Source organism: Caballeronia sp. INML1 (assembly GCF_023631085.1).
Classification (GTDB): Bacteria; Pseudomonadota; Gammaproteobacteria; order Burkholderiales; family Burkholderiaceae; genus Caballeronia; species Caballeronia turbans.
On sequence record NZ_JALQDT010000064.1, the window covers coordinates 15,789 to 41,558 of the forward strand.

Genomic DNA, 25,770 nt, shown 5'->3' on the forward strand with positions numbered 1-25,770 from the left:
CGTGTCTTAACGCGCGACGGGAATATCCGCGCCGCGCAAATGCAGGTAGGCGCCGAGCAGCGCGTGCTCGCTGCCGAACGCGCCCGCTTTCGTGACGATGGAAGGGCCTGTGCCGCCCGCTGGCCGTCCGAGCGCGACACCCGCTTCTATTTCGTGCACGAGTTCGAGGCTGCCGACGCTCGCGGCGGAAAGGATCGCGCGCGCGGTTTCGCCGCCGGTCGCGATCAGTCCGCCGAGCGCGTCGAATTGAGGCGCGACGAGCGCCGCGAGCGCGTTCGACAGCAGCGCGCCTTCGGCGGGATCGAACGCGTCGTCGCGGCCGATGCGCACGATCGCGTCTTCCCTGCCGCGCACCGAATCGCCGATTCGTTCATGCCACGCCTGCCATTGCGGGTGTTGCGCGCCATCGCGTAGCACGGCGGGCGGCACGATCATTTCGCGCACGCCGGCTTCGGCGCACAGCATCGCGCATTGACGCTCGGAAATCGCGGAGAGGCTGCCGACGAGCGCGAGGATCGGGCCTTGCGTCGGATCGATCGAGCTTGCCGGGTGCGAGGACGCATCGGCATCGAAGAGATCGGGCAGGGCGGCCAGTTCGCGCGCGAGTCCGCCGGAACCGACCCAGAAAAACGGCGCATCGACCGATGCGGTCACGCGGGCAAGCGCGGCCAGATCGCCGCTGGTTTCGGCATCGACGATGATGGCGTCGATGCCATCCGCCGACGCGGCCGCCGATGCGATCATCGCGGCGACGTCGTGCGGCGCGGCCCGGAACGCATCGAGCGAAACGTGCGCGACGCGCAGGCCGACCATGTCGAGCATCGCGCGCAACCCCGCGTTTTGCCCGGCGTGTTCGAGCTGCCACGTTTCGGTGTCTTCGAGCGGCACGCCGCGCACGAACACACGGCCATCGCGCACGGTTCGGCCCGTCGCCGGGAACGCGGGCGTGACGATCGCCGGTCCGGCGAGCCGCGTCAGCGCCGCGACTTCCGCGCTCCAGTTGCCGCGCAAGGTCGAATCGATCTTCTTGTAGAGACGCCGGCCCGGCGCGCGCAGCGTCTGCCAGGTGCTCGCCGTGCGCTTCGCGGCGTCGGCGGGCGCGAGGCGGCGCGTGTCGGTGTCCGCCGCGATGACTCTTGCGTTCGCGTGTGATGCGTTCTCATCGAGCGAGACGACGGTTTTCAGTCCGGCCGCCGCGAACGCGATCGCGCAATCGGCGGCGCCGGACAGATCGTCGGCGACGATCAACAAGCTCTTCATTGCGTGGCCTCGCGTGTCTTCGATGCCAAGCGCGCATCGTTTTGCGCGTTCACGCGTTTCGCAATCGACGCGGTCAATATCGGCGACACGATTGCCGTCACGACGACGCACGCCGCGACGAGCAGCGTTGCGGATTTGGCCGCTTCGTTATAGACGGGATTGGCCGCCGCGATCAGCGCCGGAACGGCGGCCGCGTTACCCGCGGTATTCGCCGCCGCCGCGCCCGCGACACCCGTGCCGCCCGTCAGACGATCCGCGAAATAAAGCGGAATGCCCGTCACGACGACGACCGCGAAGCCCAGGCCGATGCCGAGCAGGCCCGCCTGCCAGACCTTGTGCAGATCGAGGCTCGCACCGAGCGCCAGCGCGAAGAACGGAATCATCACCGGCACGGCGCGGCCGAGGAAGTCGCGCATCTCGCGATCGAGATTGCCGAGCAGCATGCCGACCACGAGCGGCAGGATGCTGCCGACGAGCGTCGGCCACGGAAACGCCGAGAGACCCGCGACGCCGAGCGTGACCATCGTCAGGAACGGGCCGGATTCGAGCGACATGATCGTGTAGGCGCCCACATCTTCGGAACGGCCGTACTGCCCCATCAGCGCCATGTACAGGCCGCCGTTCGTGTCGTTCATCGCGGCGACGACAGCGAGTGTCGAGATGCCCGCGAACACGCCCGACGTGATCGGCTGCTCGCCGAGGAAGTGCCCGAGCACGACGCCCGCGACGACCGCGGTGCCGACCTTCGTCGCGAACAGTGCGCCGCCTTTTTTCAGGAGATAGGGCGTCGCCTTCACGTTGATGCTCGCGCCCATGCACACATAGAACACCGCGAGAATCGGCAACGCTCCGGTGAAGAGCGCGTTCGTGAACGAACCGAAGAACTTCGGCATGTTCGGCGCGAAGGTCGCGATCAGCGAGCCGATCAGAAGCGGGACGATCATCATGCCGCCAGGCACGCGCTCGACGGCGCGCTTGATATGAATCTGAGCCATGCAAGTCTCCAGAGTGGTTTTTGCGCGATTCGATCATAAAGTGATCGAATCGAGCGTATGGGAGTGTAGTCCTTCGGCGTATTTCGCGCAAATCCGTCGTCGTGCGGGTTTACTCTGATCGAATCGATCAAATTGCTTGCGATACGTTCAGAATGAACCGCCAGCATTCGACGGACCCGGCCGGTTCGCTACACTGTGCGTCGCCGTCAGAACCGCAAAGAACTCAGGGAACAGGATGAAAGTCGAAAAACGCCGCGAAGCCATGCTCAAGGCCGTGCTTTCCGGCATGAACGATGTCGCCGCGCTGTGCGAGCACTTCGGCATGTCGGAAGCGACGGTGCGCCGCGACCTGCGCGCGCTCGCCGAGGAGCGGCGCATCGTGCGCACGTACGGCGGCGCGGCATCGGTGGGCATGCACGAGCCGGAAGAATCGCTCGATACGCGCCGCGAAAGTTTTCGCGAGCAAAAGGAGGCGATCGCGCGCGCGGCCGCGCGTCACGTGCAGGACGGCGACACCATCTTCCTCGATGGCGGCACGACCACGGCGGCGCTCGCGCGCTGGCTCGCCGGCCGTTCGGAAGTGCACGTCGTGACCAACAATCTGCTCGCGGTCAATGTGCTCGCGTCGGCGGACGTGCGCGTGACGCTGATCGGCGGCGACGTGCGGCCATCGAGCATGAGCACGCTCGGGCCCATCGCGCAGGTGGCGCTCACGCGCGTCACGTTCGACAAGGCGTTTCTCGGCGCGGACGGTGTCGTCGCCGGACGCGGACTGTGCGAAGCGACGGCGGAGCAGGCGTTTCTGAAGGAATGCATCATCGCGCAGGCGGCGGGCGTGTTCGTGCTGGTCACGTCGAACAAGCTCGAGCGCGCGAGCCAGCAGCACTGGACGCCGCTCGAGCGCAACTGGACGCTCGTCACCGACGCGCTGGCCGAAGCGCCGGTGCTCGCGCGCTTCGAGGAGCGGGGCAATGTGACGGTGGAATGCACCGAGCTTACGTCGAGAGAATCGTGACCAGCGCGACGGCCGAATCGCCCGCAAGCTGACCGCCGTTGTTCTCCGCGAGCGCGACCTTCGCGCCCGGACGCTGCCGCGCACCGGCCCTGCCACGCAACTGCCCGGTGAGTTCGACGATTTGCGCGACGCCGATGCTAACGGCGCGTTCTGGCCGGTGCGGAAAGTGCCGTATCGCCTCGCGAAAACGCCCGCGCGCGTGCGTGCCGTTCCCGGCGCGCCGGAAATCGTCAGACGCGCGCCGCCAGCGCCAGCACGCGCTCCAGTTCCGGAAGATCGACCGGCTTGACGAGGTGCGCATCGAAACCGGCGGCGCGCGTGCGCGCCATGTCTTCGTCCGAGCCGAGGCCCGTCATCGCGGCGACGATCGCGCGTGTGCCGCCGGGCTTGTCGCCGTCCTGACGCATGCGGCGGATCACGTCGAAGCCCGTCATGCCGGGCATCGACAGATCGAGCAGCACGACCTGCGGCCGAAGCGCTTCGAACAAATCGAGCGCGCCCGGACCGTCGTAGGCGGCGCGCGCGTTGTGGCCGAGCAGCTCGACGAGCAGCGTCATGCTGTCGGCGGAATCGCGGTTGTCATCGACGACGAGCACGTCGAGCTGACGGCTCGTCACGGCGAGCGGCGTCCCGCCTGCCGGTGCGCCGCTCGCCGGCGCCTCGGCGAGCGGCAGCCAGAGCGAGAACGCGCTGCCTCGTCCCGCGCCGCCGCTCTTCGCCTCGACATGCCCGCCGTGCAGTTCCGCTATCGCGCGCACGAGCGTCAGGCCGATGCCGAGACCGCCTTCGTCCGGATGCGCGCCCGGCGGATGCTCCTGCACGAAAAGATCGAACACGGTGCCGAGCGCCTCGGAAGAAATGCCGCGGCCCTCGTCGGTCACGCGCACCAGCACCGAGCCGCCGCGCGGGCCGACTTCGAGCGTGATCGTCGAGCCGGGCGGGCTGAACTTCGACGCATTGTTGAGCAGATTGTTGAGCGCCTGCACGAGCCGCGTCGCATCGCCGTTCACGAAAAGGGGCTGACCACTGTCCTTCACGTCGATGCGTTGCCCGCGCTCGTCGCACAGCGGCTGGCTGGCCTCGACACTCAGATGCACGACATCGGCGATATCGACGGTCGCCGTCGTCAGGCGGATCTTGCCCGAGCTGACGCGCCCGGCTTCGAGCAGATCGTCGACGAGCCGAGTCAGATGCGCGAGCTGACGATCGACGATCTGGCGGCTGCGGACCACCTCGGCATCGTCGGACGCCTTGAGCTTGAGGATGCTCACCGCGTTGCGGATCGGCGCGAGCGGATTGCGCAGCTCGTGACCGAGCAACGCGAGAAACTCGTTCATGCGCCGGCTCGATGCTTCCAGTTCCTCGAGACGCCGCCGCGCGGTCATGTCGCGCGTGATCTTGACGAAGCTCTGCTCGCCGTCGCTGTTGCCGGGCAGCGCGCTCAGCATGACGTGCGCCCAGAACTCGGAGCCGTCCTTGCGCACGTGCCAGTCTTCGTGCTCGATGCGGCCGCGCTTCGCGGCGAGCGCGAGGTCGTCGCCGGGACGGTCGCGCCCGTGTTCGTCGGATGTGTAGAAGAGCGCGAAATGCCGGCCGATCGCTTCGGCCGCCGAGAAGCCGTAGATCGCACGCGCGCCGTCGTTCCACGAGCGCACATGGCCGTTCTGGTCGAGCATGCAGATCGCATAGTCGCTCACCGAGTCGATGAGCAGGCGCAGACGTTCGTTCGCCTCGGTCGCGACGTGCCGGTCGGTGATGTCGTGCACGAAGCACGCGAACTGGCGCTGGCCTTCGTACCAGACTTCGCTGATCGTCAGCTCGGCGGCGAACTCGCTGCCGTCGCGGCGCAGCGCGGGCAGCTCGAAGCGCCGGTTGATCATGCGCGCCTCGCCCGTCGCGAGATAGCGCGTGAGTCCGGCGCGATGCGCGTCGCGAAAGCGCTCGGGCACGATGTGCGAGGCAAGCTCGCGGCCCGTCACTTCCTGCTGCTTCCAGCCGAAGAGGAGCGTAGCGGCCTCGTTCCAGTCGACGACCATGCCGGCCTCGTCCATCGACACGAACGCGACATGCGCGTTGTCGAGCACGGTCTGGCGTCGGCGCATGGCGTCGGCGAGCTTCTTTTCGAATTCGATGCGCAGCGACGACTCGACTGAAAGATCCGCGGTCACGCTGGCGTTTTCCTTCACGAGCTTGCGGTTTTCCTGCGCGATTTCCTCGCGCGCGATGGTCTCCGCGATGCACGCGCAAAACGCGTCGAGAATGCTGATATCGGGTGGCCCGAAATGATCGGCCTCGCCGGAGATGAGCTTCAGCACCGCAACCGAGCGGCCTTCGTAGACGACGGGCGCGACCACCATCGACACGGCGCCGACCGCCTCGCATGCGGCGCGATCGACCCGATGGTCCGTCGCCGAATCGCGGCAGATGAGCGCCTGCTGGCGCGTGATGCACAGGCCCGACAGGCTGCCGGCAGTAGGCAGCCGCACGCCGATGTGCGCCGCCGCCGCGCCGCTCACCGCGCGATAGATGAGCGAGTCGCCTTCGATCCATTCCACCACGGCGGACGCGACGCCCGCGACTTCTCTCAGCGTGTCGGTGACTTTTTGCAGATAAGCGGACAAGGGAAGCCGCGAATGGGCGAGGCTCGCGAACGTGGCGAACCATCGCTGGAAATGCGCCAGTTGCTCATGTTTCGCCTTGATATTGCTTTCCGGGCTCGACGCCTCGTATTGAGTCCGCATGGGCCATGTCCAATCGATGGATCGCGATCGTGAATCGCGGAGGCATCGTAGTTTGCAAGACGGATAATTTCGTCAATTGGAACATAAATATCGGGCAAACGTTTGCGGTGAATTCTGCGTCGCGGGCCGGGCGTCTTTCTGCCGAGCCCGGCGTTTTCACTTCGCTTTATTGCGTGGCCCATTCGCGTGCGGCTTCGGCGGCGAAATCGCGATAGTCACGCGGCGGACGGCCGAGCAGCGAAGTCAGGCGCCCGACTTCCTGTGCCGAGGCCACCGCGCCATCCTGTTGATAGCGCTGCATCATGAGACGCATGTCGTAGGCGAGCCAATCCGGGCCCGCGCCTTTCATGCGGGTTTCGAGCGCGTCCAGATCGTCGCCGCCGTAGCGGATCTCGCGTTGCAGCGCATCGCGCCAGATCGCTGTGATGCTGTCGCCCGTCAGCGCATCGGGGCCGACGAGTTCATAGGCTTCGCGCGGCAAGGGCGCGTCGCTGCGTTCGCGGCGCAACAGTTCGCGCGCGGCGGCATCGCCGATATCGCGGACATCCACCATCGAAATGCCTTTGGCGCCGATCGGCATGCCATATACGCCGTGATGCAGCAGTGCATCCTTCAGGCGGATGTCGTTCTGCATGAAGTAGGCTGGGCGCAGGATCGTCGCGGGGAGATCGCAGTGTTCGATCATGCGCTCGACCGTGTGCTTGCTGGTGAAATGGGGCACGTCCGTGTAGGCATCGCCCTTGAACACCGACAGATACACGATGCCCTTCACGCCCGCCTCGCGCGCGATGCTCATTGCCTGCAGGGCCTGCGTCAGTTCGTCCGGGGCGTTCGGCGCGAGAAGAAAGAGCGTGTCGATGTCTTTCATCGTCTCGCGCAGCGCGCCGATTTCAGTCAGGTCGCCCTTCACCGCCGTCACGCCCGCCGGAAAACTCGCGCGCTCCGGCGAGCGCGTCAGCGCGCGCACGTTCGCGCCACCGTCCTTCAGATGGTCGAGAACCTGTGTGCCGATCACGCCGGTGCTGCCCGTCACGAGAATAGTCATGTCGATCTCCTTGGATCCGTTGAACACAGCGCCTACGATAATTGTTCCGGTTTCGAGCCGATAGACCCTGCTTCGGGACAGCTCGTCTCAACGATGGAACGATCATGGACCTGACCGCACTCGCCGATTTCAACACCGTCGCGTTACACGGTGGCTTCGGACCCGCCGCACGTCGCACGGGCCGCCCGAAAGCCACGCTCTCGCGGCGCGTCGCGGACCTGGAGCACAGTCTCGGTGTGCGGCTCATCGAGCGCGGCGCGCGCACGCTGCGGCTGACCGAGGAAGGCCGTGTCCTGCACGAACGCACGCGCGGCCTGCTCGCCGAAATCGACGACGCGGGCGCAACGATTCGCTCGCGCGCGCCCGTGCCGAGCGGACGCCTGCGCGTGAGCGCGCCGATCGTGTTTGCGCATGTCGTGCTGCCGCGCCTCGCGTCGCGTTTTGCGTCGGCGTATCCGCAGGTCGAGCTGGAGATCGTCGCGGAGGATCGTGTCGCGGACCCCGTGCAGGACGGATACGACCTCGTCATCCGCATCGATCCCGACGCCGACGAATTGCTCGTGGGACGCCGCATTGCGATCGACCGGCGCGTGCTGGTCGCGGCGCGCGGCTTCACGATCGACGAAGGCGCATCTTCCTTGCCTGCCGTCGTGCTCGCGCGCGCGGGCGGCACGGCCTGGCGAATTCAAGGCGGCGACGGCCGCGAGCGCACGATCACGCCCGAGCCGGTTTTGCGCCTGTCGTCGTTGCTGATGGCGCGCGAGGCCGTGCTCGAAGGCGCGGGCGTGGCGTTATTGCCGGGCTTGCTGGTCGAACCCGAGATTGCCGCTGGACGGCTCGCGAGGCTCGGACTCGATGCGGGACCGGCCGTCGAAATCTGGGCGCTCTATAGTTCGCGGCGATTGCTGAGCGCGAAAGTGCGCGCCTTTCTCGATATGCTGCAAAGCGCGGCGTGACTACGCCGGAAAAAACAACCGTGGTGCTAGGTTATTCGGATCGCGGGCTAAATATCGACCTGCGATTCGACGATCTCCCGGACCCTTCCCAACGCTTCCCTCAACGTCCCCGCATCCACCGATCCCAGCGCGAGCCGCAACGCATGCGGCACCTGCGCCGCGGTGCAAAACGGCCCGGCCAGCGACACCGAGATCCGCTCTTTAATCAGCGCCGCCGCGACACCGTCCGCGCGCACGTCCCCAGGCATCGGCAGCCATACGAAATACGAAGCAGGATGCGCGACCCGCTTCAATCGTCCCAAGGCGCTCGACGCGATCGCCTGACGCATCGAAGCATCCGCGCGCTTGTCCGCTTCGAGCCTGTCCACCGTGCCGTCCTCGAGCCAGCCGCACGCGATGGCCGTCATCACCCCGGGCGTATTCCAGGTCGTCACTCTGATCGCGCGTTCGATCTTCGGCACCCATTCGGGCGGTGCGACGACGTAGCCGACACGCAAGCCCGTCGCCACGTTCTTCGAAAATCCCGACACGTACACCGTGAGTTCGGGCGCGAGCGCGGCGAGCGGCGGCGGGGCATCGCTGGCGAGAAAGGCGTAAGCCGCATCTTCGATGATGACGAAGCCATGCTTGCGCGCAATCGATACGAGTTGCCTGCGCCGCGTCGCCGTCATCACCCAGCCGAGCGGATTGTGCAGCGTCGGCATCGTGTAGATGGCGCGCACGCGTCGCCGCTTGCATAGCGCATCGAGCGCGTCCGGATCGGGGCCCGCGCCCGACGCCGGCAGCGGGGCGAGTTCGAGCCGATGCGCTTCGGCCAGCAACTTGAATCCGGGATAGGTCAGCGTGTCGACGGCGACCACGTCGCCGGGTTTCAGCATCGCCATCACGGTCGTGGCGAGGCCGTGCTGCGCACCATCGACGAGCATCACGCGATCCGCGCTCGCATCCAGGCCGCCGCGCAGGAGATGACGCGAGACCGCCGCCCGGTCGCGCGCGCGTCCGCCATGCGGCTGATAGCGCAGCAACGCTTCCAGATCGCCCGCCGATGACAACTGCCGCAACGCATTGCGCAGCAACTCCGCCTGACTCGCCAGCGCGGGATAGTTGAAGTTGAGATCGACCATGTCCGCGGCGATGGCCACCTGATCGATGCCGAGTTCACGCGCGAGCGTCGTTTCCTTCACGAAGGTGCCGCGTCCCGTTTCGCCGCTCACGAGACCCATCGCGTTCAACTCTGCATAGACGCGCGTCGCGGTCACGATGCCGAGTCCTTCGCGCGCGGCGAGTTCACGATGCGTCGGCAGACGTGTGCCGGCCTTGAGGCGACCGGAACGAATGTCCTCAACGAATCTGTCGACGATTTGCTTGTAGCGCGGCGGTTTCGGCATGAGCGGCCTAAGCGGATGTATTCATGACAATTTTTTGATTGTATTCATTTTCGACCGTAGCATGCGCACATGCCACACATGCGCTGAAAGGAGCACATCATGCACATTGCCATTCTCACTTTCGAGGGCTTCAACGAACTGGATTCGCTGATCGCGCTCGGCATTCTCAATCGCGTGAAAAAGCCGGACTGGACCGTGTCGATTGCGTGTCCATCCGAAGAAGTGCGTTCGATGAACGGCGTCGTGCTGAAGGCGCAAGCCACGCTCGAAGAAGCCGCGAATGCCGACGCCGTGATCGTCGGCAGCGGCAGGCTGACTCGCCAGGTCGTCGCCGATGCGTCGCTGATGGCGCGCATCAAACTCGATCCCGCACGCCAGTTGCTGGCCGCGCAATGCTCGGGCACGCTCATTCTCGCGAAGCTCGGCCTGCTTCAGGACGTTCCCGCCTGCACGGATGTGACGACGAAGCCGTGGGTCGAGGAAGCGGGCGTGCGCACGCTCGATCAACCGTTCGTCGCGAACGGCAACGTCGCCACGGCCGGCGGATGCCTCGCATCGCAATATCTCGCGGCCTGGATGATCGCTCGGCTCGAAGGCATCGAAGCGGCACGCAGCGCGATGCATTACGTCGCGCCCGTCGGCGAGAAGGAAGCCTACGTCGAGCGCGCGATGAAAAACATCACGCCGTTCATCCGCATTGCCACGCCGGCGTAGCGCGAAAATTCGTGCACTGCGATGCCCGTCGCGCTGCGCGTGACGGGCTTGTTCGTGCTGCACCTGCGTCATGAAAATCGTGCGTTTAAGGCATTAAGCGCTTCGGGAAAGTCCTTAGAGAAACATCAGACGTCTGATGTATATTTCATGGACTGTCATCCGAGAGACCTTCATGCGCCTGAGCGTCGAGCGATCGATGAGCGACAAGATCCAGGAGTCGCTCCTCACCATGATCCGCGAGCGCAAGCTCAAGCCCGGCGATCAGATTCCCACTGAGATAGAGCTTTGCGAGCTGCTCGGCGTCGGCCGCTCCAGCCTGCGCGAAGCCGTGGCGCAGATGATCTCGCATGGCTTGTTGTCGCGTCAGCAAGGCAAGGGCACCTTCATCAGACAAATTTCGCTGAAGCTGCACGGCGGCCTCGATGATCTGATGTCGGTGACCGACATGATTCGCAGTGTGGGCGCGGTGCCATCGACGAGCCGCATCCAGATGGATACTGTCGCGGCTTCGGAGAGTCTCGCGGAAAAGCTCGCCATCAAGTACGGCGACCCGTGCGTGAGAATCGAGCGCGTGCGGCGCGCGGATGACGCGATCGCCGCGTATTGCATCGACACGATTCCGAAGCACGTGTTCGATGCCGCCGAGGGTGAGCTGGGCGAATCGCTCTTCGGTATGTTCGCGCGCACGGGGCGGCGGCTGTCGCATACGCATACGTCGATACAGCCGACCATTCTCACGCCGCGCGATCTGCCGGAACTGGGCGATGGCTTCGGCCTTTTTCTGCTGCTGGACGAAGTGGATTTCGATCAGAGCGGCGAGCCGCTTTGCTATAGCAACGACTACTACAACACGAGCATCTTCAAGTTCGATCTGGTGCGCAAGCGTCGCTGAGCAAGATGCACGCGCCCGGGCAACATCGGAGGAGACACCGATGGAGTTTGAAGCTTTCACCGCGCAGGAACTCGCCGCCTATCTCGGCGGCGTGCCCGACGTGCGCGCGCTGCTGGGCGACCCCGACGATCTCGAAGTCGTCGAAGTAGGGGACGGCAATCTGAACTACGTGTACTTCGTGACGAACGCGAAAGCGCCGGGGCGCAGCGTCGTCGTCAAGCAGGCGCCGCCGTTTTTGCGGCTCGTCGGCAAGACGTGGCCGCTTTCGTGTCAGCGCATGGAGCACGAAGTCGCTGCGTTGCGGCGCTTCGGCGCGCTATGTCCGCGTCATGTGCCGAAGGTGTATCACGCGGACAGCAAGCGCTTTCTCGTGGTCATGCAACACCTCGCCTCGCATCGCATCCTGCGGCAAGGGCTGATGGATGGCGCGATGTATCCGCGTCTCGCGGATCATCTCTCGACCTATCTCGCGCACACGCTCTTCTACGGCTCCGATCTCTTTCTCGCGCCCGACATCAAGAAGCAGGCCGCGAGCGCCGCGGTCAATGCGGAGTTGTGCAAGATCACCGAAGATCTCGTGTTCACGTTTCCGTTCGAAGATCATCCGTCGAACGTCTATAGTCCCGCGCTGCCCAAAGCTGCGATCGAAAGGCTGAGAACGCATGCGCCATTGCGCATCGCGGCGGCCGACATGAAGTGGGCGTTCATGAATCACGCCGAGACCTTGCTGCACGGCGACCTGCATACCGGTTCGATCATGGTCAACGAAGAAGACACCTTCGTGATCGATCCCGAGTTCGCGTTCTATGGACCGATGGGCTTCGATGTCGGCGCGGTGATCGCGAATCTGTTGCTCGCGTATTTCTCGCGCGACTGGCATGGGCGCATCGACGGGCGCGATCCCGTCGCGTATCAGGAGTGGCTGCTCGAACAGATGATGCGCATCTGGAGCGGTTTCAGCGCGCAATTCGTCGAACTGTGGCGCGATCACGAAAGCCGCAGCAAGCGGCGTTTCATCGGCGGGGACGCGGAGAGCCGCGCGCTCACGGCGTACCGCACGCACTTCATGCGGCGGCTGCTGGCCGATACGCTCGGCTTCGCGGGCTGCAAGATGATTCGCCGCATCGTCGGCATGGCGAAGGTCGCGGAAGTCACGCGCATTCCGGATGCGCAAGCGCGGGCGAATATCGAAGTGCGCTGCCTGCGTTGCGCGGAAGCGTTACTCGTCGAGCGCGCCACGCTCGGCGATATCGAACAAGTGGCGGCGCTCGCGCGCGACATTCAGCGCGATACCGCGACGATGTGACAGGAGATCTCATGGCTTCGCAGCCCTTGTTCACCACGCTTCCACCCACGATCGAATGGCGCGACGGCGATCTGCTGCTGCTCGATCAGACGCGTTTGCCGCATGAGATCGTGGTGGAGAACATCGCCGATGTGAAAGCGGTGTGGCGCGCCATTCGCGAGTTGCGTGTGCGCGGCGCGCCGGCGATCGGCGTTGCGGCCGCTTATGGGCTTTGCATCGCGATGCGCGGATCGACCGCGCTGCCCGTCGCGCAGTTCAGAACGGAGCTGGAACGTCATGCGAACTGGCTCGAAACGGCGCGGCCCACGGCGGTCAATCTGAGCTGGGCCGTGCGGCGCATGCTGCGTCATGCACGCGATGTCGATGCGAGCGATGCCGCGACGCTCTACGAAGCGCTCGTCGCGGAAGCCAAGCGCATACACGAAGAAGATCAGGCGTTGTGCGAAGGCATCGGCGAGCATGGCATGCCGCTTATCCGCGAAGGATGCGGCGTGCTCACACACTGCAATGCGGGCGCGCTCGCGACGAGCGGCATCGGCACCGCCACCGCGCCGATCTACGCGGCGCATCGCGCGGGCATCGCGTTCAAGGTCTATGCCGATGAAACGCGTCCGCTTCTGCAGGGCGCGCGTCTCACGGCGTTCGAATTGCAGCAGGCGGGCGTCGATGTCACGCTCATCATGGACAGCGCCGCCGCGTCGGTCATGTCGCAAGGACTCGTCGATGTCGTCATCGTCGGGACGGACCGTGTCGCCGCGAACGGCGACTTCGCCAACAAGATCGGCACATTGGGGCTCGCCATCGCCGCGCAGTATTACGGCATTCCGTTCTATGTCGCCTGTCCTTCATCGACGCTCGATCTGCGCACGCCGAGCGGATCAGGCATCGAAATCGAGGAGCGCGATGCCGAGGAGGTCACGCACCTCGCCGGACGACGCATCGCGCCCGATGCGATGAAAGCGCGCAACCCCGCGTTCGATGTCACACCGCATGCGCTCGTCAGCGGCTTCGTCACGGAGCGCGGCATCGTGCGTGCGCCGTTCGAGCGCTCGCTGAAAACGCTGTTCGCCGCAGAGGGGAACGCCGCATGAGCGCGGCCGATGAAAGCGCGCTGCGCCGCGCGATCGTCGGGACGGCGCTCGAGATGGAGCGGCTCGGCATCAATCAGGGCACGTCCGGCAATGTGAGCGCGCGATATCGCGCGGGCTTGCTGATCACGCCGAGCGGCGTGAGCGCGCGCGAACTCGACGAGAAGGACATCGTGTGGCTGCCGCTCGATATCGCCGACGATGCCGAGCTTCTGCGCATTGAACGGCCCTCGTCGGAATGGCGCATTCATCGCGACATCCTGCGTGCGCGTGACGATATCGACGCAGTCGTGCATACGCATTCGATCGCGGCCACCGCGCTCGCCATTCATGGGCGCGATATTCCCGCGCTGCATTACATGGTCGCGGCAGCGGGCGGCAAATCGATACGCTGCGCGCCTTACGCCGTCTTCGGCAGCCAGCAGTTGTCCGACCATGTGCTCGCCGCGCTCGCCGATCGCCGCGCGTGCCTGCTCGCGCATCATGGCGTGATCGCGCTCGGTGCGGACCTCGCGCGCGCCGTGTGGCTCGCGCATGAAGTGGAGGTGCTGTCGAAGCAATATCTGCTGGCGTTGCAGATCGGCCCGCCGCCCCTGCTTTCCGACGAACAGATGGATGAAGTGCTGGAGAAGTTCAAGACTTACGGCAGGCGCAACACGGAGGATCGCTGAAACGCGTGACGGGAAGCGAAGCCTCATCGCAACGAAACTCGCATTGAACAACTCGTACAACGGAGACAGCCATGGCATGGAGTTCGGCAAGATTCGACAGTTGGGGAACGTTCGGAAAGTCCGGCGGCGCCGTATTGTTGTGCGCGGCGGCCGCGTTGAGCGGATGCTCGAAGAGCGACAACACGTCATCGACGAGCAGCACGAGTTCGGCGGCGAGCGCGAGCGCGCCCGCCAGCGCCCCGGCGAGCGCGCCGGCCGCAACCGCCGCCGGCGGCAAGCCCAAGATCGGCTTCTCGATCGCGACATTGAACAACGCGTTCTTCGTCGGACTGAAGGCGGGCGTCGAGCGCGGCGCGAAGGATCAGGGCTTCGATCTCGTGCAGACCAATGCGAACGGCGACGCGCAACAGCAGGTCAACGATGCGATCAATCTGCTGAGCCAGGGCGTGACCGCGCTCGTGCTCAACCCGATCGATTCGAAGGCGATCATTCCCGCGGTCGAAAAAGCCAACTCGATGAACATCCCGGTCTTCACGCTGGATCGCGGCTCGGATGGCGGCAAGGTCACGTCGTTCGTTGCGTCGGATAACGTCGCGCTCGGGCAGACGGGGGCGAAGTGGATCGCCGAGCAGTTGAAGAAGCGCTACGGCGAAGAGAAGGGCAACGTCGTCGATCTGATCGGTCTCGTCGGCACCACCGCCGCAACGGATCGCGAGAAGGGCTTCAGCGAGGAGATCGCGAAGTACCCGAACATCAAGGTGGTTGCGCGTCAGGAAGGTGCCTTCGATCAGGAGAAGTCGCTCAACGCGATGACCAGCATCCTCCAGAAATACCCGCAGATCGATGCAGTCTTCGGCGCGAACGACGACAACACCGTGGGCGCGGAGAAGGCCATCGACAACGCGGGCCGCTACAAGCCGCTCGGCGACAAGGCGCATATTCTCGTGATCGGCGCCGACGGCACCGCGCAGGCGCTCTCCGCGATCCGCGCGGGCAAGCAGGACGCGACGATCTCGCAGAACCCGATCCAGATGGCGGCGAAGTCGCTGCAGTTCATCGCCGACTACAACGCGAAGAAGGACGTGCCCGCGAACTATGCGTGGCCGACGATGCTCATCGACAAGTCGAACATCGACTCGGATGAAGTAAAGAAGTACGGCCTCTGGTCCGAGGAAGTGAAGCAGTAAGGGCAACCGGGGGCCGCGTGTTTCAGCGACGCGCGGCCCGCACACGGAACGCACGACATGAGAGTCGAAACCCGGGCGCGAGCGAGCGCCGCTTCGAATGCAGCGATGCCCTTGTTGCGCATGCAGGGCATCGTCAAGAGCTTTCCCGGCGTGAAAGCGCTGCGCGGCGTGAGCCTCGATCTGCACGCGGGACATGTGCTCGCGATCGTCGGCGAGAACGGCGCGGGCAAGTCGTCGCTCGTGAAAGTGCTGTCGGGCGCGTATGAACCCGACGAAGGCACGATCGACATCGACGGCATGCCGCTCGCGCGCGGCACCCATGCGGCGATCGATGCGGGCGTGGCCGTCATCTATCAGGAGCTTTCGCTCATCAACGACATGACGGTCGCGGAGAATCTCTTTCTCGGCCGCATGCCTTCGCGCAACGGCTTCGTGAGGATGCGCGAGGCCAACACGATGGCGCGCGAGGCGTTGGCGCGCGTCGGCCTGGACAACGTGCCGCCGTGGATGCGGCTCGGCGATCTGCCCTTGAACAAGCGGCAACTCGTCGAGGTCGCGAAGGCGATCGCGCGCGATGCGCGCATCCTCGTAATGGACGAACCGACCGCCGCGCTGCAAAGCCATGACATCGCCAACCTGTATGCGGTGGTGCGGCGGCTGCGCGCGGAAGGCATGGGCATCATCTTCATCTCGCATCATCTCGAGGAAGTGTTCGAGCTTGCGGATTCCGCCGTCGTGATGCGCGATGGCGCAACGGTCGGCGCGCGTCCGATGTCCGAATGGACCGAAGCGGATCTCGTACAGGCGATGGTCGCGCGCAATCTCGAATCGTTCTATCCGTGGGAACCGCGCGAATATGGTCCTGTCGTGCTCGAAGTGCGCCATCTCGCGAGCGCGCCGCTTCTGCGCAATGCGAGCTTTTCCGTGCGCGCGGGTGAGATCGTCGGCATTGCGGGCATCGCGGGCGCGGGACGCACGGAATTGCTGAAGACGATCTTCGGCGCGTTGCCTGTGACGAATGGCGAGATTCTCGTGAAGGGCAGGAAGATCACCAATCATTCGCCGACGCAAGGCGTGCGTCACGGGCTCGTCTATACGTCGGAGGATCGCAAGCTCGAAGGGCTCGTGCTGGAAGCGAACATCGAAGAAAACGTCGCGTTGTCGAGCCTGAAGGCGCTCGCGAGCGGCGGCTTCGTGAGCCGCGCGAAGAAGCGCAAGCTCGCGCAGGATGCGAGCGCGCGCTTCGGCGTGCGTGCGTCGTCGGTGCTGCAGATCACGGGGACGCTGTCGGGCGGCAATCAGCAGAAGGTGATTCTCGGCCGCGCGACGGCGACGAGTCCCGTCGTCATCATGCTCGATGAACCGACGCGCGGCATCGACGTGGGCGCGAAGTCCGAAATCTACGCGCACATGGTGACGATGGCGCGCGCGGGCGCGGCCGTCGTCATGGTGAGTTCGGAGCTGCCGGAGTTGCTCGGCATGTCGGATCGCGTGCTGGTGATGTATCGCGGCAGCATCGTGACCGAGATCGCGCGCGACAAGGCGGATTCGGAAACGGTCATTCAGTGGGCAACGACAGGAGCAGGCGCATGACCTCCACGGCAGCCGAACGTTCGGACACGGAGGCGCTGTCGCGCCGCGTGATCCGTCAATTGAGGAGCGGCATCGGGCCTTTGTTCGCGGCGCTCGTCATCATCTGTATTGCGTTGTCGATCGCATCGCCGGAGTTTCTCACCACGAGCACGCTCACGAACATCATGGTGCAGGTGTCGGTGGTGGGCATCGCGGCGGTGGGCGGCACGTTCGTCATCATCACGTCGGGCATCGACTTGTCGGTCGGCTCGCTCGTCGCGTTGAGCGGCATGGTGGCGGCAACCGTGATGGCGGGGTCGAGCCCGGGCGCGGTCGGCCTGGGCGTTGCGGGGCTGTGCGTCGCGCTTGCGGTGGGCGCGTTCGCGGGCGCGCTGAACGGGCTCGCGATTTCGTGGCTCAGGCTCGTGCCTTTCATCGTCACCCTGGCGGCGATGGCGATGGCGCGCGGCCTCACGCTCGCCATTTCCGATGGCCGCACGAAGTTCGATTTTCCCAACGCGTTCACGATGTTCGGTGCGAAGACGGTCGCGGGCTTGCCGATGCCGATGATCGTGATGCTGGTCGTGTTCGTCGCCGGGCATGTGTTGTTGCGCAAGACGACGTTCGGGCATCAGGTGTTTGCCGTCGGCGGCAATCAGGAAGCGGCGCGGCTTGCTGGGATTCCTGTGAGGCGTGTCGTGTTTTTTACTTACATGCTTGCGGGCGTGACCGCGGCGATTGCCGGGATCGTGCTTGCCGGGCGGCTGAATTCTGCTTTGCCTTCGGCGGCTAATGGGCTCGAGTTGCAGGTCATCGCGGCGATTGTGATTGGGGGGACCTCGCTTGCGGGCGGGCGCGGTTCTATCGTCGGGACGTTCATTGGGGTGGTGCTGATCGGCGTCATCAACGTGGGCCTCTCGTTGCTCGGCGTGAATCCGTTCTGGACTCAGTTCATTCAAGGCGGCGTTATTTTTGCTGCTGTGTTGCTTGATGCGCTTAGTCAGCGGAGGAAGGTTTGATGTTTTTTTTTGCTTCGCTGGATCCCGTTTTCTTGTTGGTTTATTAGCGTTGCCCCTATGCGGGGCGGCAGTCACTTTCTTTGCTGCTGCAAAGAAAGTAACCAAAGAAAGCAGCTCGAGACGCCCGCGGTCACACGCAGTTTGGCCATGCTTGCCAGCCGATCGTGGGCTCTGTAAAGAGTGCCCTCATAGGCCCCGCCGGGCTTGGATCGCGCACGGTCTGACAAGCTAGTGCTCTAAGGACACAGGTTCAGCACGAAATAGCTTCGGCACAGCGCTACGCGCTGCCGCTGGGTCTGCAAGGGACAACATCGGTCGGCACTTGCAGTGAGATGGAGGCGTTAGTAAAGAAAGTTCGGGCGGACCCGATTGACCCAACGGCCGCGAAGCGGGCTGGAGCCATTTGGTGCTGAACCGCTCCGCCATGCGACGCGAGGTGACAGACCGTGCGCGATCCAAGCCCGGTTAGTCCTTTGAGGGCGACACTTAGGCAGCCCACGATGGGCTGGCAAGCGTGGCCAAACTGCGTGTGACCGCGGGCGTGTGGAGCTGCTTTCTTTGGTTACTTTCTTTGCAGCAGCAAAGAAAGTGACTGCCGCCCCGCACAGGGGCAGTGCTAATAGACCGACAAGAAAACAGGATTCCACGCAAACGCAAACGCAAACGCAAACGCAAGCGCAAGCGCAAGCGCAAGCGCAAACGAACCAACGAGACAAAGGAGCCACAAAACCATGAAAAAGATCATCAACCAGCCCGAAAATTTCGTCGATGAAATCATCGAATCACTACTACTTGCCCATCCGAAATGGATCAAACCGGCGACTGAAGACCACCGCGCGCTGGTCCGAGCCGACGCTCCAAAACCAGGCCGCGTAGGCATCATCACCGGCGGTGGCTCGGGCCACATGCCCGGCTTCCTCGGTTACGTCGGCGAGGGCCTGTGCGGCGGCGTAGCGGTCGGCAACGTATTCTCATCGCCATCATCGGAGCAGATCTTCGAAGCAACGAAAGCGGTCAACGGCGGCGCCGGCGTGCTCTATGTCTATGGCAACTACGGCGGCGACGTGCTCAACTTCGACCTCGCAGCGGACCTCGCGGACGCCGAAGGCATCGACATCAAAACGGTCGTGCTGACCGACGATGTCGCCTCCGCGCCGAAAGACCGCGCAGACGACCGCCGCGGCGTCGCGGGCATGGTGTTCGCCTTCAAATGCGCAGGCGCGGCGGCCGAACGCGGCGATTCGCTCGATGATGTCGCGCGCATCTGCGCCAAGGCCAACGCGAACTGCCGCACGATGGGCGTCGGCCTGTCCCCCACCATCCTGCCCGCCGCCGGCAAGCCCACATTCACGTTGCCCGAAGGCGAAATGGAGATCGGGATCGGCATACACGGCGAGCCGGGCACGCATCGCGGCAAGCTCGAATCCGCCGATGCCATCGCCGAGCGCATCACCCGGCAGATCGTCGATGATCTCGCCGCGCCGAAGGGTTCGCGCGTCGCGCTGCTCGTCAACGGCCTCGGCGCGACGCCGCTCGAAGAACTCTATCTGCTGTATCGACGTTGCGCGAAGCTCATCGCCGACGAAGGGCTCAAGATCGCGCGCTCGTATGTCGGCGAATACGTGACGAGCCTCGAAATGGCGGGCGCATCGATCACGGTGATGCTGCTCGACGACGAACTCGAAGCGCTGCTCGAAGCGCCCGCGCGTTCGCCGTTCTTCCGCGACGGCACCGAGTCCTGAAAGGAGCTGCGATGAGCGTAACGAGCAAGGAACTGCGGGACATCCTCACGCGCGCACTGAACGCGCTTCCCGCACATGCCGACGAACTGCGCGATCTCGATGCCGCGCTCGGCGATGGCGATCTCGGGATCACGGTGCAGTCGGGATCGGCGGCGGTCGTGAAGGCACTGGGCGCGCTGCCCGAAGAGGCGACACTGAACGAAGTCATGCTTGCCGCCGCCAAGGCGTTTTCGACGGCGAATCCATCGACGTTCGCCGCGCTCGTCGGCGGTGGCCTGCTCGCTGCCGCGAAGACGGTGAAGGACAAGGACGCGATCGGGCGCGACGAAGCGCTCGGAATCGGCCAGGCGGTGGCGGCGCGCATCATCGAGCGCGGCAAGAGTCAGGTCGGCGACAAGACCGTGCTCGATGCACTCGTGCCGAGTCTCGATGTGCTGGCCGCATCGCAAGGCAACGCGACGGACGCGCTCGACGCGATGATCGCGAAGGCCCGCGAGCAGGTCAGCGCGACCGCCACGATGCAATCGAAAAAGGGCCGCGCCGCGTGGGTGCAGGAGCGCAGCATCGGGCACGCGGACCCGGGCGCGACCGCTTACGTGAGGTTTCTCGAAGCGTTGAAGAACGCGCTTGCAGCATGAATGCGGCGACGTTCATGCGCGCTTCTTTTGCGGCACGACCTCGCGCTCGCGTTTGCCCGACCGAACGACCTTCAGCTTCTTGCGCGTGAGGGCGAGCGCTTCCGCTTTAGTCGCGACGCACGGCCCCGAGCCGAGCAACGGCTCGCGCGCCGTCTCGCGCAACGCGAGCACGGACACCGCGCCGATCACGGATGCCGCCATCAGGTAATACGCGGGCATCATCAGATTGCCCGTTGCATCGACGAGCCATGCCGTGACGAGCGGCGTCGTGCCGCCGAACAGGGACACGGACACATTGAAGCCGATGGCGAGCGCGCCAAAACGAATGCGCGTCGGAAAGAGCGCGGGCAGCGCTGAAGGCATCACGCCCGTGAATGTCGAAAGGAGCGCGCCGAGTATCAGCAGCCCGAGAAACACCGGCAGCAGCGCGCCCGCGCGCACGAGCACAAGCGCGGGAATCGAGAGCGCGAAGAGCCCGATACAGCCGAACAGCATCACCGGCTTGCGGCCGATCAGGTCGGAAAGGTGGCCCGCGAAGAGCGTCATCGGGATCATCAGCACCATCACGAGCAGCACGAGAAAGAGGCCATGCGTTTCGTCGAAATGCAGGGTGGCCGACAGAAAGCTCGGCAGGTACGACAGCGCCATATAGTCTGTGACATTGAAGATCAGCACGAGGCCGACGCATTGCATCATCGGCTTGAACTGCTGCGAGAGAAGCTCGGCGAACGTTTGCTTCGGACGCGACCGTTCATGCGCCTCGCGTGTCTCGGCTTCCTTCCTGAACGCCGGCGTTTCTTCCAGTTTCATGCGGATATAGAGGCCCACGAGACCGAGCGGTCCCGCGATCATGAAGGGCACGCGCCATCCCCACGAGAGCAGAGCGTCGTGCGGGAGCAGCGCGGTCAGCAGTGCGACCGTGCCCGCGCCGAGAATATAGCCCGCGAGCGTGCCGACTTCGAGAAAGCTGCCGTAAAAGCCGCGCCGCGCATCGGTCGAGAACTCGGCGATGAACGTGGCCGCGCCGCCGTACTCGCCGCCCGTCGAGAAGCCCTGCACGAGACGCGCGACGAGCAGCAGCACGGGCGCGAGAATGCCGATCGAGTGATAGCTCGGAATCAGGCCGATGCAGAACGTGCCGACGGCCATCATGATCATCGTCATGGCGAGCACGCGCTGGCGGCCGATCCTGTCGCCGAGCGGGCCGAACACCATGCCGCCGATAGGCCGCACGAGAAAGGCGGCAGCGAACGTGCCGAAGGTCGCGATCAACTGCGCGGACGGACTGCTCGACGGAAAAAATACTTTGCCCAGCACGACGGCGATATAGCTATAGACGCCGAAGTCGAACCATTCCATCGCATTGCCGAGCGCCATCGCGCCGACGGCACGTTTGAGAAGCGCGTGATCGACGACGGTGATATCGCCCAGCGTGAGATTCGGCGACGATTTGCTGCGGGCATTACGCTCGTGCGAGGGGCTCAATTGTCTCACTCCAGTTTTCAAGGCGAACGCGTGCGGCTGCGTGTGTTCGCGCAGAAAGGCCGCCGATGAGGCGCGCGGCCCTCGGCATGATGGTTCTAGAGTGTGCGGATAGCGACGCGCCCATGCCTTCGCTCACGCGTCTCTGAATCGGCAGAAAGCGACACACGCACGCTCGTGTTGTCGGATCGCATCGCACAGGCATCGCGCAAGCGTTGGCCGCGATCCCACACCCGCGCGCTTCGACGATGCTCGCGCGCCACGCCGAGCCCCTTTGTTCACAGGCCTCTCAGAGAATCAGAGCGATGCGTCTATCGTCATTGGCACAGGCCGTGCAATGAATGAGGCGGGCGCGATGCTTCGGCACCATGATTCGATTCCGGCAAACGTGTCGATCGTCGCGCCTCTTTTTATCGACACGTTCACGGGGATCGCCATGAAAGCGAAGACCATTGCCGTTCTTATCGTCGCGAGCGCGGCGTCATTAGCTGTTCCCGCCTTCGCGGACGATTCAAGCACGGTCGCACCGGCATCGCACGCGCCGTCTGCCGTTCATGCGATGAGCGCGAAGCACGACACGCAAAACATGCGCGACATGCCGGATGCGGGCACCGGCGCAGTCGGCGGCGGCGATGCCTACAAGACGCAGTCGGGCAAGCGCGAAGAGCGCGACAGCATCGATGCCTGGCTTCGCGGAGGCTGAAAAAACCGCCGCAATCAGTCGAGCGTGATCCCGTCGAAGCGATGCCCGCCGAGCGGGCTGATCAGATAGCCGTGCACGCGCTTCGATATCGGCTGAAAGATGTTGGCGTGCGCGAGCGGCGTGTACGGCACCTGATCCTTGAAGACCACCTGCGCTTCTTCATAGAGCTTCGTGCGCGCGTTCTGATCCGTGATGAGGCGCGCTTTTGCGAGCAGATCGTCGAACTGCCTGTTGCACCACTTCGCCATGTTGCTTCCGTGGACGGCGTCGCAGCCCAGCGTCGTGCCGAGCCAGTTGTCGGGATCGCCGTTGTCGCCGAGCCAGCCGTAGAGAATCGCGTCGTGCTCGCCGTTCGTTTTCGCGCGCTTGTTGTACTCGGCCCATTCGTACGTGACGATATTCGCCTTCACGCCGATCTTCGCCCAGTCCGATTGAATCAGTTGCGCCATCAGGCGCGCGTTCGGATTGTAGCCGCGCTGCACGGGCATCGCCCATAGCGTGATGGTGAAGCCGTTCGGAAAGCCCGCATCCTTCAGCAGTTCCTTCGCCTTCGCGGGATCGCGTGGCGCGTCCTTCAACGCCTTGTTATACGACCATTGCGAAGGCGGCATCGGGTTCGTCGCGATGGTCGCGGCGCCTTCGTAGACGGTCTTGATGATCGCCTGCTTGTCGATGGCCATGTCGAGCGCGCGTCGCACGTTCGCGTTATCGAGCGGCTTGTGCGTCGTGTTGTAGCCCACATAGGCGACATTGAAGCCGACACCGGACAGCACCGTGAGCTTCGGGTCCTGCTTCGATGCGGCGATATCGGCGGGGCGCGGGAACGACGTCACCTGGCATTCGCCGCTCGATAACTTTTGCTGGCGCACGGCGGCATCCGGCGTGATCGAGAAGACGAGCTTCTCGATGTGCACATCCTTCCGGTTCCAGTACGTCGGATTCGCGTCATACCGGATCGTCGCGTCTTTCTGATAGTCGCGAAATACGAACGCGCCCGTGCCCACAGGCTTCTGATTGAGGTCTTCGGGCTTGCCCTGCTTCAGCAATTGTGCGGCATATTCCGCCGAAACGATCGACGCGAACTCCATTGCGATGTTGCGCACGAACACGACGTCCGCGGTCTTGAGCGTGAAGCGCACGGTGTAATCGTCGAGCTTCTCGACGGACGCGATGTTCTTGTCGTAGCCGAGATCGGTCAGATACGGAAAGCTGACCGGATGCGCCTTCTGGAACGGATCGTTCGGATCGATCATGCGCTTGAACGTGAACACGACATCGTCCGCGTTGAAGTCGCGCGTGGGCTTGAAATACGGTGTCGACTGGAATTTCACGCCGTGCCGGAGATGAAACGTGAAGGTCTTCGCATCCGGCGATTCCTCCCACTGCTCCGCGAGACCGGGCACGAGATCGAGCGTGCCGCGCCTGAATTCGACGAGTTGGTCATAGACGGCGTGAGCGCCCGCATCGAAGTCCGTGCTGGTCGTGTACTGCGCGGAATCGAAGCCGGCGGGACTGCCTTCGGAGCAGAACACGAGCGTCTTGCTCGCGGCCGATGCAGTCTGCGCGGTGATTGCAAGCGCGGCGGAAAGAGAAACAACAAGGAAACGTCGTGAAAGAAGCATTTTTCTTGTTTGCTCGGAAGAGTGGGCGAGCCGCCTCACGGCGGGCATGACCCGTACTCTACCAAGCAAACGTCTTTCCTTCCCGCTACATCGAGCGCAGCGCGAAGCGCTTGAGCTTGCCCGTTTCGGTGCGCGGCAAGGCATCGAGGAAGGCCACGATGCGCGGATATTTGTAAGGCGCGACATTGCGCTTCACGAAGTCCTGCAATTCGGCGATGAGCGCATCATCGGCCGTGAAGCCGGGATTGAGCACGACGAATGCCTTCACCACTTGCCCGCGCGTTTGGTCGGGCACGCCGATCACGCCGCATTCCGCGACGGCCTCGTGCTGCATCAGCACGCTTTCCACTTCCGGCCCGGAAATGTTGTAGCCCGCCGATACGATCATGTCGTCGGCGCGCGCCTGATAGAACACGTAGCCGTCTTCATCGATCACGACGGAATCGCCCGGTAGATTCCAGCCGTCGCGCACGAACTTCGTCTGACGCTCGTCCGCGAGATAGCGGCAACCGGTTGGGCCGCGCACTGCGAGCTTGCCGATCGTGCCGGCCGGCACCGGCTGCATCGCATCGTCGACGGCCTGCACGGCATAGCCCGGCACCGCGCGTCCGATAGCGTGCTCGCGCACGTCCGCGCCCGCCGACGAAACGAAGATGTGGATCATCTCGGTCCCGCCGATGCCGTCGATCATCTCGATGCCGCTCGCTTCGCGCCATAGCACGCGTGTCGAATCGGGCAAGGCTTCGCCCGCGGACACGGTCTTCTTCAGGCTTCGTACGTCGAAGCCCGCGATGAGCGGCGCCATCTGCCGATAGAAGGTCGGCGCGGTGAACATGATCGTCGCGCGAAAACGTTCGACGGTTCGCAGCAGCGTTTCGGGCGTGAGCTTTTCGAGCAGTACCGTCGATGCGCCCACACGCAGCGGAAAGCAGAGCAGGCCGCCGAGACCGAACGTGAACGCGAGCGGCGGCGTGCCGCAGAACACATCATCGGATGCCGGCTTGAGGATGTGTCGCGGGAACAGATCGCACATGGCTAGCACGTCGCGATGAAAGTGCATGCAGCCTTTCGGCGCGCCCGTCGTGCCGCTCGTGAACGCGATGAGACACACGTCGTCGGCGGCGGTGTCGCACGCATCGAAATGATCGGGCTTCGTCGCCGCGAGCGATTCGAGCGAGCCGGGTGCGTCGTCATGGAACATGAGAACCTGCGCAAGCGCTTCGCAATGGAACGCGTCGCCCGGCGTCTCGCAGCGTTTCAGTTCTTCCGTCAGGCGCACATCGCATAGCGCCGCTGAAATGCGCGCCTTGTCGATGATCTGCTTGAGCTCCTTCGCGCGCAGGAGTGGCATGGTCGGCACGACGACGAGACCCGCCTTCAACGCCGCGAAGAACGCGACCGCCATCTGCAAGGTATTCGGCCCGCGCAGCAGAACGCGGTTGCCCGGACGCAAGCCCATCTCATCGACGAGCACATGCGCGCTGCGATTCACGAGCGCGCGCAACTCGCGATAACTCGTCGCACGAGGCTCGCCGTTCACATCGGACCAGATTGCGGGGCGATCGCCATGTCCGCGTTCGATTGCGCGATCGAGCAACTCGGTCGCGCAATTGATGCGCGCGGGATAGGCGACATCCGCGTTGTCGAGCATGAACACCGGCCATTGTTCCTGTGGCGGCAGATGATCGCGCGCGAATGTATCGACGTGTGCTGACCGTTCCATCGTGCTCTCCG

General features: G+C 64.4%; 21 protein-coding genes and 1 pseudogene. 13 read left to right on the top strand and 9 right to left on the bottom strand.

The genetic code is table 11. From position 1 onward, the window contains the following. Positions 1–6: 6 nt before the first annotated feature. Together NCR38_RS25765 and NCR38_RS25770 are read right to left on the bottom strand one after the other, a co-directional pair. A complete protein-coding gene (locus NCR38_RS25765; RefSeq protein WP_061116216.1) occupies positions 7–1,260 on the bottom strand; it encodes a four-carbon acid sugar kinase family protein in 1,254 nt (417 codons plus the stop codon). After that, the gene (locus NCR38_RS25770; protein ID WP_061116217.1) at positions 1,257–2,255 is read right to left on the bottom strand and encodes a 2-keto-3-deoxygluconate permease; all 999 of its coding nucleotides are present in this window, start codon (positions 2,253–2,255) and stop codon (positions 1,257–1,259) included. Before NCR38_RS25770 ends, NCR38_RS25765 begins: the two co-directional genes overlap by 4 nt. A gap of 235 nt (positions 2,256–2,490) precedes the next feature. Between NCR38_RS25770 and NCR38_RS25775 the strand changes: the two genes are divergently transcribed. Beyond that, a complete protein-coding gene (locus NCR38_RS25775; RefSeq protein ID WP_061116218.1) occupies positions 2,491–3,270 on the top strand; it encodes a DeoR/GlpR family DNA-binding transcription regulator in 780 nt (259 codons plus the stop codon). Here the strand turns inward: NCR38_RS25775 and NCR38_RS25780 are convergent. The 3 genes and pseudogenes from NCR38_RS25780 to NCR38_RS25790 all read right to left on the bottom strand — a co-directional run. Beyond that, a pseudogene (locus NCR38_RS25780) lies at positions 3,251–3,403 on the bottom strand (thiolase C-terminal domain-containing protein); the annotation flags it as partial. The gene NCR38_RS25775 and the pseudogene NCR38_RS25780 sit on opposite strands and share 20 nt — an antisense overlap. 97 nt (positions 3,404–3,500) lie before the next feature. Next, positions 3,501–6,011, bottom strand: a complete 2,511-nt coding sequence (locus tag NCR38_RS25785) for a PAS domain S-box protein (protein ID WP_250477783.1) — start codon at positions 6,009–6,011, stop codon at positions 3,501–3,503. A 166-nt stretch (positions 6,012–6,177) separates the two neighbouring features. Beyond that, the gene (locus NCR38_RS25790; protein ID WP_061116512.1) at positions 6,178–7,056 is read right to left on the bottom strand and encodes an SDR family oxidoreductase; all 879 of its coding nucleotides are present in this window, start codon (positions 7,054–7,056) and stop codon (positions 6,178–6,180) included. A 104-nt stretch (positions 7,057–7,160) separates the two neighbouring features. Between NCR38_RS25790 and NCR38_RS25795 the strand changes: the two genes are divergently transcribed. Further along, the gene (locus tag NCR38_RS25795) at positions 7,161–8,012 is read left to right on the top strand and encodes a LysR family transcriptional regulator (RefSeq protein ID WP_061116220.1); all 852 of its coding nucleotides are present in this window, start codon (positions 7,161–7,163) and stop codon (positions 8,010–8,012) included. Between the two features lie 47 nt (positions 8,013–8,059). Here NCR38_RS25795 and NCR38_RS25800 read toward each other — a convergent pair whose 3' ends face one another. Next, positions 8,060–9,400 (bottom strand): PLP-dependent aminotransferase family protein, encoded by a 1,341-nt coding sequence (locus NCR38_RS25800; protein WP_061116221.1) that lies wholly within the window; start codon positions 9,398–9,400, stop codon positions 8,060–8,062. A gap of 99 nt (positions 9,401–9,499) precedes the next feature. Here NCR38_RS25800 and NCR38_RS25805 point away from each other — a divergent pair, with 99 nt between their 5' ends. The 10 genes from NCR38_RS25805 to NCR38_RS25850 all read left to right on the top strand — a co-directional run bounded on the left by NCR38_RS25805 (position 9,500) and on the right by NCR38_RS25850 (position 20,229). Continuing rightward, positions 9,500–10,114, top strand: a complete 615-nt coding sequence (locus NCR38_RS25805; protein ID WP_061116222.1) for a DJ-1/PfpI family protein — start codon at positions 9,500–9,502, stop codon at positions 10,112–10,114. 196 nt (positions 10,115–10,310) lie between these two features. Further along, positions 10,311–11,006: a GntR family transcriptional regulator gene (locus NCR38_RS25810; protein ID WP_250477784.1), complete on the top strand. Its 696-nt coding sequence runs from the start codon at positions 10,311–10,313 to the stop codon at positions 11,004–11,006. A gap of 40 nt (positions 11,007–11,046) precedes the next feature. Next, complete coding sequence (gene mtnK, locus NCR38_RS25815) at positions 11,047–12,312, top strand: S-methyl-5-thioribose kinase (RefSeq protein ID WP_061116224.1); 1,266 nt, start codon at positions 11,047–11,049, stop codon at positions 12,310–12,312. Positions 12,313–12,323: 11 nt separating this feature from the next. After that, positions 12,324–13,403, top strand: a complete 1,080-nt coding sequence (gene mtnA / locus NCR38_RS25820; RefSeq protein WP_250477785.1) for an S-methyl-5-thioribose-1-phosphate isomerase — start codon at positions 12,324–12,326, stop codon at positions 13,401–13,403. After that, complete coding sequence (locus tag NCR38_RS25825; protein ID WP_061116226.1) at positions 13,400–14,071, top strand: L-fuculose-phosphate aldolase; 672 nt, start codon at positions 13,400–13,402, stop codon at positions 14,069–14,071. Before mtnA ends, NCR38_RS25825 begins: the two co-directional genes overlap by 4 nt. 71 nt (positions 14,072–14,142) lie before the next feature. Further along, positions 14,143–15,258, top strand: a complete 1,116-nt coding sequence (locus tag NCR38_RS25830) for a sugar ABC transporter substrate-binding protein (protein ID WP_061116227.1) — start codon at positions 14,143–14,145, stop codon at positions 15,256–15,258. A gap of 57 nt (positions 15,259–15,315) precedes the next feature. Further along, positions 15,316–16,851: a sugar ABC transporter ATP-binding protein gene (locus tag NCR38_RS25835; RefSeq protein ID WP_061116228.1), complete on the top strand. Its 1,536-nt coding sequence runs from the start codon at positions 15,316–15,318 to the stop codon at positions 16,849–16,851. Next, on the top strand, positions 16,848–17,849 hold the full coding sequence (locus NCR38_RS25840; protein ID WP_061116229.1) for an ABC transporter permease: 1,002 nt from the start codon (positions 16,848–16,850) through the stop codon (positions 17,847–17,849). Before NCR38_RS25835 ends, NCR38_RS25840 begins: the two co-directional genes overlap by 4 nt. A gap of 731 nt (positions 17,850–18,580) precedes the next feature. Next, positions 18,581–19,591, top strand: a complete 1,011-nt coding sequence (locus NCR38_RS25845) for a dihydroxyacetone kinase subunit DhaK (protein WP_061116230.1) — start codon at positions 18,581–18,583, stop codon at positions 19,589–19,591. Positions 19,592–19,602: 11 nt separating this feature from the next. After that, positions 19,603–20,229 carry a DAK2 domain-containing protein gene (locus tag NCR38_RS25850; protein ID WP_061116231.1) on the top strand — a complete coding sequence of 209 codons (627 nt, stop codon included), beginning with the start codon at positions 19,603–19,605 and terminating at the stop codon, positions 20,227–20,229. Positions 20,230–20,241: 12 nt separating this feature from the next. Here NCR38_RS25850 and proP read toward each other — a convergent pair whose 3' ends face one another. Next, positions 20,242–21,714 carry a glycine betaine/L-proline transporter ProP gene (gene proP / locus NCR38_RS25855; RefSeq protein WP_061116232.1) on the bottom strand — a complete coding sequence of 491 codons (1,473 nt, stop codon included), beginning with the start codon at positions 21,712–21,714 and terminating at the stop codon, positions 20,242–20,244. A 352-nt stretch (positions 21,715–22,066) separates the two neighbouring features. Here proP and NCR38_RS25860 point away from each other — a divergent pair, with 352 nt between their 5' ends. After that, a complete protein-coding gene (locus tag NCR38_RS25860; protein ID WP_250477786.1) occupies positions 22,067–22,414 on the top strand; it encodes a hypothetical protein in 348 nt (115 codons plus the stop codon). A 14-nt stretch (positions 22,415–22,428) separates the two neighbouring features. Here NCR38_RS25860 and NCR38_RS25865 read toward each other — a convergent pair whose 3' ends face one another. Together NCR38_RS25865 and NCR38_RS25870 are read right to left on the bottom strand one after the other, a co-directional pair. Next, positions 22,429–24,036 carry an ABC transporter substrate-binding protein gene (locus tag NCR38_RS25865; RefSeq protein WP_086960704.1) on the bottom strand — a complete coding sequence of 536 codons (1,608 nt, stop codon included), beginning with the start codon at positions 24,034–24,036 and terminating at the stop codon, positions 22,429–22,431. An 85-nt stretch (positions 24,037–24,121) separates the two neighbouring features. After that, on the bottom strand, positions 24,122–25,759 hold the full coding sequence (locus NCR38_RS25870; RefSeq protein ID WP_061116235.1) for an AMP-binding protein: 1,638 nt from the start codon (positions 25,757–25,759) through the stop codon (positions 24,122–24,124). Positions 25,760–25,770 lie beyond the last annotated feature (11 nt).